The organism is Amycolatopsis sp. NPDC005003 (genome assembly GCF_053600695.1).
In genome coordinates this window covers 38,552-53,597 of the sequence record NZ_JBSGAI010000023.1, presented here as the reverse complement: position 1 = coordinate 53,597, position 15,046 = coordinate 38,552, and the positions used below count along the sequence as shown (strand labels likewise).

Below are 15,046 nucleotides of genomic sequence, written 5' to 3'. Positions count from 1 at the left end.
GTATGGAGTTCCGGCTGCTCGGACCGGTCGAAGCCGTCTTGGACGGCGAGCAGGTGGCGCTCGGCGGCCCCAAACCACGGGCACTGCTGGCCGCGCTCGCGCTGAACTGCGGCCGGGCCGTCACGCCCGATCACCTCATCGGCTGGGCGTGGGACGACGAACCCGGGGAAAACGCCCGCAACGCGCTCTACACCTACATTTCCACCCTCCGGCGGGCCCTGGCGGCGGAGCCGGACCGCGAGATGATCGTCCGGTCCGCCGCCGGGTACACGCTCGACGTGGACGTCGCGCAGGTCGACGTCCACGCCTTCACCCGCCAGGTCGCCGTCGGCCGCCGGGCGCTCGCGGAAGGGCGCCCGGAGACGGCGGCGCGGCTGCTCGGTGAGGCGCTTTCCCGGTGGCGCGGCGAGCCGCTCGGCGGATTGTCCGGTTTGCGTGCGGAGGCCGAACGGGCGCGGCTCGAGGAGGCCCGCCAGGCCGCGGACGAAGACCGCCTCGACGCCGAACTCGCGCTGGGCCGCGGTGACCGGCTGGTCGCCGAGCTCACCGCCACCGTCGGCGAGCGTCCGCTCGCGGAACGGTCCCGCGCTCAGCTGATGCTCGCGCTCTCGCAGGCGGGCCGCGTCGAAGACGCGCTCGCCTGCTACCGCGACGGCCGCCAGGTCCTGCTCGACGAGCTCGGCGTCGAACCGGGCCACGAGCTGCGTCAGGCCTACGACCGGATCGTCCGCGCCGAGGTCACCCCGCGGACCACGGCCACGGCACCGCCGGTGCTGCACCAGCTGCCCGCGGACATCGCCGACTTCACCGGCCGGACCGACGACGTCGAGCGGCTGTGCGCACACCTGCGGGCCGGCACGGGCACGGCGGTGCGGTTGTGCGCGATCTCCGGCAAGCCCGGCGCCGGCAAGAGCACGCTCGCCCTGCGCGTCGCCCACCTCGTGCGCGACGAGTTCCCCGGCGGGCAGCTGTACGCGAACCTCAAGGGGGTGCACGCGAACCCGGCGGACCCGGCCGAAGTGCTCGCCGGGTTCCTGCGCGCGCTGGGCGTCCCGGACGCCACGCTGCCGGAGAACACCGACGACCGGGCGCGGCTGTTCCGCAGCACGGTCGACGGCAGGCGGATCCTGGTGGTGCTCGACGACGCCGGCGGCGAGCAGCAGGTGCGGCCGCTGCTGCCCGGCGGGGCGGACTGCGCGGTGCTGGTCACCGGCCGCGAACGGCTGACCGGGCTGGCCGGGGCCCTGCACCGCGACCTGCCGGTGCTCACCGCGGCGGAGTCGGTCACGCTGCTCGGCCGGATCGCCGGGCCGGAGCGGGCGAACGCCGAACACGCCGACGCCGTCCGGATCGTGCGGATGTGCGGTCATCTCCCGCTCGCGGTGCGCATCGCCGGTGCCCGGCTGGCCGCACGGCCGCAGTGGCCGCTGGCCCGGCTGGCCGAGCGGCTGCAGGCGCAGCACCGCGTGCTGGCCGAGCTGGCGATCGGCGATCTCGAGGTGCGCGGCAGCCTGGCGCTGAGTTACGACGGTCTCGCCGAAGCCGAGCGCGTCGCCCTGCGCCGGCTCGGTTGGCTCGAGGTGCACGGCTTCGCGTCCTGGCTCGTCGCGCCGCTGCTGGGCTGTTCGCTCGCCGAAGCCGACGACCTGGTCGAGCACCTGGTCGACAGCCAGCTCGTCGACGCCGCGGACGTCGAGGGCACCGACACCGGGCGTTTCCGGCTGCACGACCTGACCCGCGCGTTCGGCCGGGAACGCGCCGAGGCGGAGGAGGACGACGCCGAGATCCGGGCGGCCGTGACCCGGATCGCCGAGTGCTACCTGATGCTCGTCGGCGAAGCCGCGACCCGCACGCCGAATTCGGCGTACTCCGGTGAGCTGTCCGCCGTCGTATCGTCCTATTTGGACAGTGCGTTGATCGAGCGGCTGCTCGCCGATCCACGGGCCTGGTTCGATCTCGAGCAGGCGGCGCTCGTGTCGGTGGTCGAGCGCGCCGCGGAGCTGGACCTCGCCGACGTCGCGATCCGGCTCGCGGCGACGCTGTGCTCGTCGTCGTTCGCGCTGAACAACCAGTTCAGCCAGTGGTGGCACACGCACACGGTCGCGCTCGCCGCCGGGCGCCGCGCGGGCGACCGGGCCGGTGAGGGGCGGCTGCTCGCCGGGCTCGGACGGCTGCGCGCGGAACAGGACCGCTACGAAGAGTCGACTTCGTACTACGAGCAGGCGTTGCGCGCCTACCAGGACGCCGGGCACGTTCCGGGGCTGGCGAGCACGTACCTCGCGCTCAGCAGCACGCACCGGGAACAGGGGCGGCTGCAGGACTCGCTGACGAACGTCGAGCAGGCCCTGCGCACGCTGACCGAACCCCAGGAGCTGGCGCGGGCCCATCACGGTCACGGCATGACGCTCACCGAAATCGGCGCGCTGCCCGAAGCGCTGACGGCGTGTGAAACGGCGTTGGCCGCCTATACCGCGATCGGACGGCAGATCCACGGCGAAGCGCTGGTGCTGCGGTCGATCGCCATCGTCCACCGCGCGGCCGGACGGCTGAGCGAAGCCTCCGCCATGGCGCAGGAGGCCCTCGGGTGGCTGCGCAGCACCGGCGACCGCCTGATGCTCGCCTACGCGACGCAGACACTGGCGAAGATCCGGATCCGGCAGGGCCTCGGCGAGAGTGTGCGCGCCGACCTGCGCGAATGCCTGGCGACGTGCCACGCGATGCAGGACGGCTTCGGCCAGGGCCTCATGTTGCGCACCCTTGGCGAGCTCGAATCGGCGGTGGGTGACCCGGCCGCGGCGCGGCCACTGCTGGAGCGTTCGCTGCAGTGGTGGCAGGCGCTGCGGCTGCCCCTGTGGCGGGCGCGGACGCTGCGGGAACTCGCCGTCGTCCTGGAGGCCTCCGGCGACGACGGCGCGAACGCGGCCTGGGCGGAGGCGTCGAGCCTCTTCCGCGCGCACGGCAGCCGGGAGGCCTCGGAGCCCCGGCCGGTCGCGGCCCGGCGACCGGGCGTTCCCCAGCGTTCCCCGGCTCCCTGACCCGAGCGGCCCTGGGAAAACCTGAAACCACGGTTTGAGGTTTCCCGAAGGTGGCCTGGCGAAGCTTCCCCGGTCAGCAAGAACAGGGGAAAGGAACCGAAACCATGCGCACCTCCACGGGCCGCCGCCTCGCCGCCGTCGCCACGTTCGCCCTCGGCGCGACGCTCCTGCCGATCACCGCAGCAGAGGCTTCCGATGTCGGAGGCACCATCTCCAGACAGGAGGCGCACGACCGGGCGCAGTTCTGGGTCGACCAGCACGTGCCCTACAGCCAGTCCGCCTACTACCGCGACCCGCAGGGCCGGACCTACCGGCAGGACTGCTCGGGATACGTGTCGATGGCGTGGCACCTGCCCGACTCGGCGACGACCGCCAGCCTGCTGAACTACGCCGACCGGCTCGGCAGCCTCGACGACCTGCAGCAGGGTGACGCGATCGACCGCACCGGCGCGAACGTCCCCTGGGACACCCAGCACGTCGTCCTCTTCGACCACTGGGTCGACGACAGCCACCAGAAGGCGTGGGTCTACAGCGAGCCCCAGCCCACTGAGTTCGCCGAATACACGACCTACACCCGCAGCTACATGACGAACAACGGCTACATCCCGATCCGCTACCGCAACATCGCCGCGAGCCTCGACCCGGCGAACGTGCCGGACGGCACGGTGTTCCGCGAAGCTTCGGGCACGATCGCGGTGGCCAGTGGCGGTGCGCCGTTCCGCTTCGGGAACATGGACGAGTACCACCAGGCGGGCTACGCCGACGGCCAGTGGACGAACGTGCCGGCCGGGTTCGCCGACCGGATGCCGCAGACCCCGCGGCCGGGCACGGTGCTGCGCAACCCCGCGGGCGGCGGCCTCTACGTCGTCGCCGGGGGCGCGAAACTGCTCTTCACGAGCATGGACGACTTCCACAACGCCGGGCACGGCGACAGCGGCTGGATCAACGTCCCGGGCAGCGCGCTCGACCGGCTGCCGAACACCCCGGCCAACGGCACCCTGCTGCGCAACAACGTCAGCGGCGCCGTGTACGTCTTCGCCGGCGGCGCCAAGCTGCAGTTCTCGTCGATGGACGAGCTCACGCAGGCCGGCTACGGGGCCGGCTGGGTCAACGCGCCCACCGACTACCTGGCCTCGCTGGGTTCCGCGCCGACGTCGCCGGTGATCCTCCGCACCGCCTCCGACGGGGCCATCTACGCCGTGACCGGCGGCGCGAAGTTCCGCTTCAGCAGCCCCGACGACTTCCACAACGCCGGGTACGGCGACGGCGCGTGGGTCAGCGCGCCGACCGCGCCGGTGGCCGCGCTCGGCAGCGTGCCCGCCGACCGCTCGCTGGTCCGCGACCCCGCGAACGGCGCGATCTACGTCATGGCCGGCGGGGCGAAGCAGTACTTCGACAGCTGGGACGAGTACCTCGCACTCGGCTACCGGGAAAACACGTGGGTGAACCTGCCCGGCGGCGTCGCCTCTTCGTTCGGGAACACGCCGAAGGACGGCTCGGTGCTCCGCGGCGCCGACGGCAAGGTCTACGTCGTCGCGGGCGGTGCGCTCTTCTGGTTCAAGACCGGCGAGGAGTACGCCGCCGCCGGCCACACCGACAACGACTGGGTCAACGTCTCCGCCTCCGCGCTCTCGCACCTCGCCGGCGCGCCCGCCGACGGCACGCTGCTGAAGCAGACCGGCAACCCGCAGATCTGGAAGGTCGTCGGCGGCAAGCGCACGCCGGTCGCGTCCGGCACCGCGGTCACCGTCTCCCCCAGCGCCCTCGCCGGCATCCCGCTCGCCTGAACCCTCCTCCAGGACAAGGACTTCGTCATGAGATCCACACGTCTGCTCACCGCCGTCCCCGCCGCCCTCGCCGTCGCCGCGTTCGGCCTCGGCCTCGCCCAGCCCGCGCTCGCCCAGCCCGCGCCGAACCAGCCCGAAGTGGTCGCCGACGCGGCCCGCGACGGCGCCGTCCCGCTGGCCGCCGTGCCGATGAGCACGCAGAGCGACTTCGTCGGCCGGGCCGGACCCGCCGCCCAGCGCGGTGAGCTCGACTACGGCGTCCCGGCGTCGGTGACCGTCGCCCAGGCGATCATCGAATCGGCCTGGGGCCAGGCCGCCCCCAACAACAACCACTTCGGCATCAAGTGCGGCAGCGGCGGCGCCGGGCCGATCGCCACCGGCTGCGCCGATCTCCCCACCCAGGAATGCTGCCCGGTGCACACCGTCATCGCGTCCTTCCGGACCTACGCCACCATGGAGGACTCCTTCCGCGACCACGGCCTTTTCCTCCGCACCAACAGCCGCTACAACCCGGCCTTCGCCTACACGAACAACCCCGACCAGTTCATCCGCGAGGTCGCCAAGGCCGGGTACGCGACGGACCCCGACTACGCGAACAAGATCATCAGCCTGATGAACCAGTACAACCTGTACCAGTACAACGGCGCGGTCTCCGACCCGTCGCGGGTGCCGGACGGCACGGTGCTGCGCGAGCCGAACGGGACGATCGCGGTGGCCGACGGCGGCGCGCCGTTCCGGTTCACCAGCCCCGACGAGTACCACCAGGCCGGGTACGGCGACGGGCAGTGGCGGTCGGTGCCCGACGGCTTCCTGGCCCGGATGCCGCAGTCGCCGCGCAACGGCACCCTCGTCCGCAACCCGGCAGGCGGCGGGATCTACGTCTTCGCCGGTGGCGCGAAGCTGCTCTTCACCTCCATGGACGAGCTGAACAACGCCGGCTACGGCAGCGCCCGCTGGGTCAACGTCCCGGGCTCGGCGCTGGCGGGAGCGAGCGGCGTGCCGTCCGACGGCACCCTGCTGCGCGACCCGGCGAGCGGCGCGATCTACGTCGTCGCCGGTGGGGCCAAGTTCCACTTCACCAGCCCCGACCAGCTCCACAACGCGGGCTACGGCGACACCTGGGTTTCGGCGCCCTCGAGCGCGTTCCCCGCGTTCGGCGACACCCCGGCGAACGGGACGCTCGTCCGGAACCCGGCCGGCGGCGAGGTCTCCGTCATCGCCGGTGGCGCGAAGTTCGCCTTCACCACCATGGACGACTTCCACCACGCGGGCTACGTCGACAACCAGTGGACCAACCTGCCCGGCGAGGCGTTCGACCACTTCGGCACCAAGCCCGCCGACGGCGCCGTGATCCGGGACCCGGGTGGCGCGATCTACGTCGTCGCGGGTGGCACGAAGCAGTACTTCGACTCGATCGAGGAGTACTCGGCGCTGGGTTACCAGCGCTGGGCGACGCTGCCGACCGGGGCGGCCGCGACGATCCCGGACGGCCCGATCGCCGACGGCACCGTGCTACGGACCGTGGACGGCAAGGTCTTCGTGACCGCCGGCGGCACGGCGTTCCACTTCGACAGCTGGGACGAGTACATCGCCGACGGCTACCGCAGCGGCCAGTGGATCCAGGTCTCGGCGTACGCGCTCCAGCACCTCGCGCCGGCCGCCGCGGACGGCACGCTGGTCAAGACGGGCACGGACGCCCAGGTCTGGAAGATCAGCGGGGGCACGCGCACCGCGGTGAGCGCCCCGGGCGGCCGGCCGGTGACGGTCATCGCCGCCTCGGCGCTGGCCAAGATCCCCGCCCACGCCTGAGCCGCTGAAGGGGCCTTTCCTCTCGGCGACGAGAGGAAAGGCCCCTTCAGCGTTTCCCCCTAGGCGACCTTGAACGACTGAGCGGCGCTGCCGTTGCAGGCCGCCTGGACCAGCTGGACACTGTCCGCGGTGGACGATCCCGGCACGGTCAGGCACTTGCCGCTGTGGCGGGCGACGAAGTGGTAGTAGCCGCCGCCCTCGGCCACCGGCTGCCACTGCTGGTTGTTCCCGCCGCTGTAGGACCACAGCTGCAGCCCCGCGTTGTCCGCCGTCGAGACGTCCGTGACGTCGATGACCTGGGCCGCGTTGGTCCGGTTGTTGATCCGGTCGTAGCCGCCGCTCGTCGGGGCGAACTGGAACTGCTGGGCCGTGGTGCCGTTGCACGTGTACTGCTGGATCACCGTGCCGTTCGCGCTGCCGGCGCTGCGGGCGTCGACGCACTTGCCGGACGCCTTGTTCGTCACCGCGTACCAGGCCGCGGGGTCGATCGTGCCCGGGTCCGGCGGAGTGGTCGTCCCGCCGCCGAGCCACTTGAGGCCGTCGAGCACGAACCGGTTCTGGTCGGCGCTCTCGAACGTCGAGGACAGCGCCGTGTTCGTCTCGTAGTTCATCGCGTTGTGGCCGAAGTTCGCGTAGAGCATCTTGTAGTTCTTGTTCGTCCACGCGATCGGGTAGTAACCGCTGTACCAGGTCTGGTTCGGGTCGGTGCCGATCGGGAAGGTGGAGGAGTCCATCGACGCCAGGATGGTGATGTTGCCGTTCTGGCGCAGGTCGTTCTGCCAGGCGTACCACTCCGACGTCGACGACCGGATCGTCGACCGCAGGTTCGCCGTCGCCGGGTGGGTGCGGTTCTCGATCTTCAGCGTCTCCGGCGTCGGGCCCCACGTGTTCGACGTGAACCGGCCGGTGCCGAGGAAGTCGTTGTGGAACCAGTTCGCGTAGGACGGCGTGCTGTTGTCGTTGTAGGCGGTGACGTGGAAGCCGAAGAACCCGCCACCGGCCTGCACGTACCGCTGGAAGCCCTGGAACTGCGCCTGCGACTGCGGCTGGTCGTCGAGGAACAGCACCACCTGGTACTGGTCCGGGGTGATGGTGGTGAGCTGGTTCCAGTTGGTCGTCGCGGTGTAGGTGAACCCGTTGGCCGCCGCCTGCTGCGGGAACCAGACGTTGGCCTCCTTTTCGAAACTGATGTGCGCGGCGTCGTACGTGCCGCTGTAGAAGGCCAGGACCTTGAACGGCGTCGCGGCCTGCACTGCCGGGGCACCGAGCGAAAGCCCCAGGCAGGCGGCGAAGAACGCCAGGATCCGGATCAGCGGACGGCGGGATCTCATGGGCGGACCTTTCCGGTGGGGGACGGAAATCACCAGGGGCGGTGCGGGTACCGCAGGCCGAAGCCGAACGGGAACAGCGCGGGTTTGCCGTCGCCGGCGTTGATCGGCTGCTGGTCGGCGCCGCGCATCCAGGTCACCGGCAGTTTGCCGGTCGGGTTGTAGTCGCCGAACAGGACGTCGGCGACGCCCTGGCCTTCGCTGCCCGGTAGCCACGACTCGACGAGCGCGGCCCAGTCCGGCAGCTGCGCGGCGATGTCGAGCGGGCGCCCGGACACGAGCACGACCACCGTTGGCACGCCGGAGTCCTTCAGCTTCTGCAGCGTGGCGAGGTCGGCGGCGTCCAGGCCCATCCCTTGTGGACGGTCGCCCTTGCCCTCCGCGTACGGCGTCTCCCCCACGACCGCGACGGCGACGTCGTAGCTCTTGTCGATCCCCGTGCCGTCCTTGGCGTAGGTGACGGCCGACGCCTTCTGCCTCAGCCCTTGCAGGATGGTGGTGCCCGGGATGACCGGGCCGCTGGTGCCCTGCCAGCCGACGGTCCAGCCGCCGGACTGGTTGCCGAGGTCGTCGGCGCTCTTGCCGGCCACGAAGATCTTGCCCCGCTTCGAAAGCGGCAGAACGCCGCCCTCGTTCTTCAGCAGCACCTGGGATTCCCGCACGGCCTGGCGCGCGAGGTCGCGGTGCGGCCTGCTGCCGATGGTGTTCAGGAACCGCCGGTCGGTCAGCGGGTGCTCGAACAGGCCGAGCTCGAACTTCTTGGTGAGGATGCGGCGGTTGGCGTCGTCGATCCGGCTCATCGGCACCCGGCCCTGCTCGACCAGGGTACGCAGCGTGTCGATGAACTTCTGCCACTCGAAGGGCACCATGACCATGTCGATGCCGGCGTTGACGGCGGCCTCGACCTCTTCGGGGGTGAACCCGCTCTTGCCGTCGATCTTGTCGACGCCGTTGTAGTCGGAGACGACGATCCCGGTGAACCCGAGTTCCTTCTTGAGGACGTCGTTGATCAGGTACGAGCCGGCGTGCATCTTGACGCCGTTCCAGCTGCTGTAGGAGATCATCACCGAGCCGACCCCGCGCCGGATCGCGGCCTTGAACGGCGGGAGGTGGATCGCGCGCAGCTCCTGCTCGCCGACCTCGGTGTTGCCCTCGTTGACGCCGCCGGTGGTGCCGCCGTCGCCGACGTAGTGCTTGGCGGTGGCCAGGACCGAGCCGGGCCGGTCCAGCCGGTTGCCCTGCAGCCCGGTGATGATCGACGTCATCTGCGCGGCGAGCTGCGGGACCTCGCCGAAGGACTCGTAGGTGCGGCCCCAGCGGTCGTTGCGGGCGACGCACAGGCAGGGCGCGAAGTCCCAGTCGATCCCGGTGCCGGAAACCTCTTCCGCGGTGGCGCGGCCGATCTTCTCGACCAGCCGTGGATCGCGCGTCGCCCCGAGGCCGATGTTGTGCGGGAAGACGGTGGCGCCGTAGAGACCGTTGTGACCGTGCACGGCGTCGACGCCGTAGACGAGCGGAATGCCCAGCGGCGTGGCGAGAGCGGCCTTCTGGAAGCCGTCGTACATGTCGGCCCAGGTCACGGGCGTGTTCGGCGTCGGCTGTGAGCTCCCGCCGGAAAGCAGCGACCCGAGCCGCCCGGTGGTGACGTCGGCCGGGCTCTTCACCCCGAGCCGTTCGGCCTGCATCATCTGGCCGAGCTTGTCGTCGAGCGACATCCGGGAGAGCAGATCGGCCACCCGGACCTTGACCGGCCGCCACGAGTCCTTGTAGGCCGGGCCGTTCCCGGCGAGCGCGGGCGTTTCGGAGCCGAGCAGCAACGCCAGCGCCAGCGCGCCGCTGCCCAGCCTGCGTCCGAGGCGCATCCGGGTCCTCCTCGTCGAGCGACCAAAATTCACGCCTTGGATTAAGACACAGCGCCAGGCAGCTGGTCCAGACCTATGCGCGAACTCGGTTTCCGCTCAGCGGGACCCGGTCTTCCGGTCGGCTTCTGACCTAAATCATCCCTACGGTCGGTCCATGACTCGCGAACACCAAGACCTCCTGGGCCTGCTGGCCGAAGTCCGCACCAGGTTGCTGCTCCCGGCCCGCGGCCTCTCGGACGCCGACGCGGCCAAGCGCACGACGGCCAGCGAGCTGACGCTCGGCGGCTTGATCCGCCACCTGGCCACGGGCGAACGCCTCTGGCTCGAGATCCTGCGCAAGGCCGACGGCTCCCTGCCGGAGGGCATGCTGGACACCGACCAGTACGCGATGAGCGAGACGCTTTCGCACTGGCTCGAGGCCTACGAAGCGGCCGCCGCCGAGACTGATGCGTACGTGGCTTCGCTGCCTTCGCTGGATGTCGAGGTCCAGCTCCCGACGACACCCTGGTCACCGCCCGGGCCCCAGTTCTGGTCAGCCCGCCGGATCGTGCTCCACCTGATCCACGAGACGGCCCAGCACGCGGGTCACGCGGACATCATCAGGGAGTCGCTGGACGGCGCGAACTCCACGGCTCAGCTGGCCTGACGAGCCGGGCGCGAAGGGCACTGAGTTCGCTGCCGGTGACACCGGCGGCCAGCAGGTACCGCTCGGCGTCGAACCCGTCGAGGGTCGCGAGCACGGCGGCTTCGGCCGTGGTGCCGTGCTTCGCCAGGGCGGCCCGGATGATCGGCCCCTGGTCGTCGGTGCCCATCGCGGCGTAGAGAGCCGGCAGGGCTTCGGCCGACATGGCGTAGTCGGCGGCGATCGCCCGGGGTTCGACGCCGGCCAGCGCGAGCAGCAGCAGCGTGACCAGACCCGTCCGGTCCCGGCCCCCGCCGCAGTGGAACAGCACCCCACCGGGACCGGCCTGCGCGATCGCCTTGACGACCGCGGCGCAGTGCCCGGCTTTCTCCCGGAGGAAAACGGGGTAGTAGAGCGGGGTCCCGTTGAGCCCGGCACCGTTGACTTGCTGCCAGAACTCGACGTCCTCGATGTCGTCGAGCGGGACTTCGAGCCGGACGACACCGGCCGGGGTGACCGGCCCCGCGGTGGCCGCGACGAACTGCGCCGAACCCGCCAGCGCGGTCGGGGCGTCCGTCGCGGGCCGGATCTCGTCCGCGTTCCGGAGGTCGACGATGGTGCGGACACCCGCGGCACGTGCCTGCGCCCACCCCTCCTCGGTGACGAACCGAAGATCCGCCGCCCGGAAGAAGGCGCCGAACCTGGTCGTGCCCCCGGAGGTCGTCGGCAGACCACCGAGATCCCTCGTGTTGTGGAAACCCGGCCAGCACACCACTCTGCTCGCGCCCAAATCGTCGGTCCCCTCCGGTAGCGTGGAAAACGGGGGCTGCTCAGCGGTCCGAGCGCAGCGAGGCCGGGTCGAAGGAGTCCCAGTACGCGTCCTCGTCCTCGACACTCGCCGCGGGAGCCGGCTCCGGCGACGCCGTAGGAGACCCCATCCGCAGGGCCCGCTGCCGCTGGAACTCCTCGACCGTCATCCCCGGGTCGTCGTCCTCCGCGCGGGCCGGCGCCGGCACCCCGGTCAGCTGCTCGATCATGGCCGTCATGTCCTCGCCGAGCAGCAAAGCCACCTTGTTGTAGCCGTCCTGCGTGGCCTCGCGCATCGCGGCCTGCGCGACCTCCACCACCAGCGGCCCCAGACGCTCGCCCAGGTCCACCGCCGAAGGAGCCAGCCACAGCCGCAGCAGCTTGCCGCGGGCGTCGACCGTCACCTCGACCTGGCCGTCGAGGTCGTGCGCCGTGCCGGAAGCCGACGCCAGCAGCTCCTCCACGCGGGCCATCGCCTCTTCGCGGGCGCGGGCCTGGGCGATCAGCTCGCGGGTCGTGATCACCGCTGTCCCTCTCCGTACGAGAACGTCTCGGCGTCCGGGTCGTCGTCCGGGATCGGTTCGTAGCCCAGCGTTTCCAGCTGCTCCGCGTCCACGACCGGGGCGAGCGCGTGGTACATCCGGTCGCCCGCCCGCCGGGTCGCGCGCTGGGCCAGCTCGAAGATCCGGTCGGCGAGCACCGCCGAGCCCTGCCGCAACACCGAGCGGTGGATCGTCAGCCCGGTCAGCAGCCCGCCGGGCGCCACCTGGACTTCGATGCCGTCGGACGACGCCTTGCCCACCACCGGACCCGAGCGGGCCAGGCGCGCGGACACCTCTTCGCCGGCCCGCGATGCCTGCTCGGCGATCCGCGAGGAAGCCAGTTCGATGTCGAAGTCAGCCAAGGAAAATCACCCCGTAGGCCGGTAGAAGCCGATGAACGACTGCCCCGCGTTCGTGGTGCGGATCTTGCTGATCTGCACCGGGTCGCCCGCCTCGACCATCTGGCCGTCGCCGATCACCATCGCGACGTGCCCGGACCACACCACGAGGTCGCCGGGCAGCAGCTGGTCGATCGAGGGCACCTCGGCCCCGACCGTCTGCTGCGCCGCCGTCCGCGGCAGCTGCAGGCCGGCGTCCTGGTAGGACGTCATGGTCAGCCCGCTGCAGTCGAGGCCGACGCCGCGGGCGGTGCCGCCCCACACGTACGGCACACCGAGCTGGGAAAGCGCGTTGCGCACGGCCTTGGCCGCCGTCTCGTTCGGCGCCATCACCTGCTTGCCGCCGGGCAGGTTGATCGCGACGCCGCTGCCGGGCTGCGGCGGGATCGCCACCGGCAGCCGCGGCTTGTGCACGGCACCCCCGCCGCCCCCACCGCCACCGCCGCCGCCGTCCGAACCGCCGGAATACCCGCTGTTGCTGTTGAACGACGACCCGACCTTGGTCGAGGACGAAGCCGAAGAGGACGACGTCGACTGCTCTTCGCCGCCCAGCCGGGTGCCGATCGCGGTCAGGTCGTTGATCGTCTGCTCGCTGAACGTCGCCGCCTGACCGGTCAGCTGGCTGATCTTGGTCTGCAGCTTCATCAGGATGTCGCGCGAAGCGGCGCCGCGGCTCTCGGGCGGCTGGATGGTCTTCACCGCTTCCAGCGCCTTCATCGACGCCGCGATCTCCTTGATGATCTGGTCGCGCACCTGGTCGTTCTTGACCTCGCCGACGTGCAGCGTCTCGGCCGCCTCCGCGACGGCCTTCTCGATCTCGGCGCTCTCGTCGAGGAGGTCCTGGACCTCCTTCTCCAGGCTCTGCGACGTCGCCGCGGCGCGGTCGGTCGTCGAGCCCGAGCTGGCCGAAGCCAGGTTGACGCGCTGCTCCGACGCGACATCGCGAGTGCGCCCCACCGACGTCTGGAGGGCGACGTGCGCGTCGCGGGCGCCGTTGATGGCGGCCGGGTCGTGGCGCAGCTTCTGCGCGAACTGGTTCGTCGTGTCCAGGTGGTGCCGGACGAGCTGGTCGGTGTGCTCGGTCACGCGTCCTGCCCGAGATCTCCGCCGAGCCGCCGGACGACGTCGCCGTGTTCGCCTTCGACCGCCGCGTAGTTGCGGTCGGTCTGCCGGGCGGCTTCGCCGACCTGCCGCCAGCCGCCGCCGACGCGGTGCATCTTCTCCTGCAGCGCGCGCATCCGACCGCTGTAGGCGCCGGAAAAGCCGGACTCGCCGCCCATTTCCGAGAAGCCGTGGCCGCCGAGCGTCACGTGCGGGCCGACGTGCTTTTCAGCCGCCCCTTTGACGTCTTCGCCGAGCGGGTCGACTTCGCGCGCGTACCGCGTGTACGCGCCTTCGTCGACGTGAAATCCCGAACCGTCCACTGGCCCTCCCTGTCACCGGGGGTGCGACGTGCGCTCGACACCTCCGGTTCCCCTGATGCGGAATCAGCCTAGTCGACGTTCCATACCCGGGTGGGCGAATTGCCCCGGCTCAGCCGATGACCTTGGTGAGCCAGCCCGGGTCCTGCCAGGACACGATCGAGCCGTTCGCGGTGACCGTCGGCGTGCCGAACCCGGTCTGCCCGCCGCCGAAGTCCTGCGCCAGCTTCGGGTCGTTCTCGATCTGCTGGAACGCCGTGTTCAGCTGCTGGTCGTAGGTGCCGGCGTTGACCGTCTGGGCGAACGCCGGATCGGTGATCCCGACGTTCTTGCCGAGCTCGATCAGCTGCCCCTTGTCGTAGCCGCGCTTGCCCTCTTGGGGCTGGTTGGCGAACAGCGCGTCGTGGAACTGGAGGAACTTGCCGGCGTCGGCCGCCGCGAGCGCCGCGTTCGCCGAGTCGAGCGAGTAGCCCGGCGGGCTGGAACGGTCGTTGAGCAGCGGCACCATGTGGTAGCGCACCTGCAGCTTGCCGTCGTTGATCGCCTGCTCGATCTGGCTCTTGTACTGCTTCTCGAACTCGCCGCAGATCGGGCAGAGGAAGTCGGCGTAGACGTCGATCGAGGCCTTGGCGCCCGCCTTGCCCACGGCGACGACCACCCCGGTGCGCTTCTGCGTGACGTCGCCCGCCAGCGCACTCGTCGTCGTGCCCGGGTCGATGACCTTGCCCTCGGTCTGGTTCCGGTCCGAGATCGTCCAGATCACGCCGCCGATGACCAGCACGGCCACGACGACCACGGCGGCGACCCCGATGAGCACCTTCCGCCGGTCGCCGGAGGTCCCCCTGGCCTGCGCGACGACCTTCGGCCCGGCCTGCGCCGCCTGACGGCGCTTCCGGGCCGTCCGCTCAGCTCCACCCACTGTGTATCAGTTCCCTTCCGCGATACCCGAGTAGTCGGGCCCGGGCTCGTCCGAGTTCCCGCGACCTCGCCCCAGCCAGCCGTCGAGCGACAGCCACGTGCGCGGGCGCGCCAGCAGCCAGACGGCGAGCAGCGCGAACCCCGTGTCGCGGAGGATCTCCTGCGGGTACTCGGTCTGCCCCGCCGCCACGTGGCCGCCGCCGCCGAAGCACCCGCAGTCGATGCTCAGGCCGCGCGCCCACGACTGGGCGATGCCGGCGATGAGCACGAGCAGCAGGCCCAGCGCGGCCGCGGCGGCCCACCGGGTCGCCAGGCCCGCGAGCAGCAGCAGCCCGAGCACGAGTTCCACGAGCGGCAGCGCGATGGCCACCACGTCTTCGAGTGCGCCCGGCAGCACCTCGTACGCCTGCACGGCGATCAGCGTCTGACCGGGATCCGCCAGCTTGAGCGCACCGGAAACGAGCCAGACGGCCGCCAGCCCGAGCCGGGCGAGCGTGCCGACGGTGTTCAGCACGGG

General features: G+C 71.2%; 13 protein-coding genes. 4 read left to right on the top strand and 9 right to left on the bottom strand.

From position 1 onward, the window contains the following. Window positions 1–2 precede the first annotated feature (2 nt). From ACWED2_RS25570 to ACWED2_RS25560, 3 genes are all read left to right on the top strand, one after another. Window positions 3–3,035 (top strand): BTAD domain-containing putative transcriptional regulator, encoded by a 3,033-nt coding sequence (locus ACWED2_RS25570; RefSeq protein WP_449693006.1) that lies wholly within the window; start codon window positions 3–5, stop codon window positions 3,033–3,035. Window positions 3,036–3,139: 104 nt separating this feature from the next. Further along, window positions 3,140–4,822 (top strand): hypothetical protein, encoded by a 1,683-nt coding sequence (locus tag ACWED2_RS25565; RefSeq protein WP_449693005.1) that lies wholly within the window; start codon window positions 3,140–3,142, stop codon window positions 4,820–4,822. Between the two features lie 27 nt (window positions 4,823–4,849). After that, a complete protein-coding gene (locus tag ACWED2_RS25560) occupies window positions 4,850–6,631 on the top strand; it encodes a glucosaminidase domain-containing protein (protein ID WP_449693004.1) in 1,782 nt (593 codons plus the stop codon). Between the two features lie 59 nt (window positions 6,632–6,690). On the opposite strand, the gene ACWED2_RS25555 is transcribed toward ACWED2_RS25560, so the two are convergent. Both ACWED2_RS25555 and ACWED2_RS25550 read right to left on the bottom strand, forming a co-directional pair. Further along, window positions 6,691–7,962 carry an RICIN domain-containing protein gene (locus ACWED2_RS25555; RefSeq protein ID WP_449693003.1) on the bottom strand — a complete coding sequence of 424 codons (1,272 nt, stop codon included), beginning with the start codon at window positions 7,960–7,962 and terminating at the stop codon, window positions 6,691–6,693. A gap of 29 nt (window positions 7,963–7,991) precedes the next feature. Then, on the bottom strand, window positions 7,992–9,821 hold the full coding sequence (locus ACWED2_RS25550; RefSeq protein ID WP_449693002.1) for a glycoside hydrolase family 3 protein: 1,830 nt from the start codon (window positions 9,819–9,821) through the stop codon (window positions 7,992–7,994). A gap of 154 nt (window positions 9,822–9,975) precedes the next feature. On the opposite strand from ACWED2_RS25550, the gene ACWED2_RS25545 reads away from it, so the two are divergent. Then, complete coding sequence (locus ACWED2_RS25545; protein ID WP_449693001.1) at window positions 9,976–10,467, top strand: mycothiol transferase; 492 nt, start codon at window positions 9,976–9,978, stop codon at window positions 10,465–10,467. Here ACWED2_RS25545 and ACWED2_RS25540 read toward each other — a convergent pair. The 7 genes from ACWED2_RS25540 to ACWED2_RS25510 all read right to left on the bottom strand — a co-directional run bounded on the left by ACWED2_RS25540 (window position 10,421) and on the right by ACWED2_RS25510 (window position 15,043). Continuing rightward, window positions 10,421–11,233, bottom strand: coding sequence for a tyrosine-protein phosphatase (locus tag ACWED2_RS25540; protein WP_449693000.1), 813 nt, complete (start codon window positions 11,231–11,233; stop codon window positions 10,421–10,423). The genes ACWED2_RS25545 and ACWED2_RS25540 overlap by 47 nt on opposite strands. Before the next feature lie 40 nt (window positions 11,234–11,273). Continuing rightward, window positions 11,274–11,774 (bottom strand): YbaB/EbfC family nucleoid-associated protein, encoded by a 501-nt coding sequence (locus ACWED2_RS25535; protein WP_449692999.1) that lies wholly within the window; start codon window positions 11,772–11,774, stop codon window positions 11,274–11,276. Then, entirely contained in the window at window positions 11,771–12,154 is a 384-nt protein-coding gene (locus ACWED2_RS25530) for a YbaB/EbfC family DNA-binding protein (protein WP_449692998.1), read from the bottom strand. Before ACWED2_RS25530 ends, ACWED2_RS25535 begins: the two co-directional genes overlap by 4 nt. 6 nt (window positions 12,155–12,160) lie before the next feature. After that, window positions 12,161–13,276 carry a C40 family peptidase gene (locus ACWED2_RS25525; protein ID WP_449692997.1) on the bottom strand — a complete coding sequence of 372 codons (1,116 nt, stop codon included), beginning with the start codon at window positions 13,274–13,276 and terminating at the stop codon, window positions 12,161–12,163. Further along, window positions 13,273–13,614: a hypothetical protein gene (locus ACWED2_RS25520; protein WP_449664846.1), complete on the bottom strand. Its 342-nt coding sequence runs from the start codon at window positions 13,612–13,614 to the stop codon at window positions 13,273–13,275. The genes ACWED2_RS25525 and ACWED2_RS25520 overlap by 4 nt, the downstream gene beginning before the upstream one ends. Window positions 13,615–13,723: 109 nt before the next feature. Beyond that, window positions 13,724–14,530 carry a DsbA family protein gene (locus ACWED2_RS25515; RefSeq protein WP_449692996.1) on the bottom strand — a complete coding sequence of 269 codons (807 nt, stop codon included), beginning with the start codon at window positions 14,528–14,530 and terminating at the stop codon, window positions 13,724–13,726. Between the two features lie 6 nt (window positions 14,531–14,536). Next, window positions 14,537–15,043 (bottom strand): MauE/DoxX family redox-associated membrane protein, encoded by a 507-nt coding sequence (locus ACWED2_RS25510; protein ID WP_449693108.1) that lies wholly within the window; start codon window positions 15,041–15,043, stop codon window positions 14,537–14,539. Window positions 15,044–15,046 lie beyond the last annotated feature (3 nt).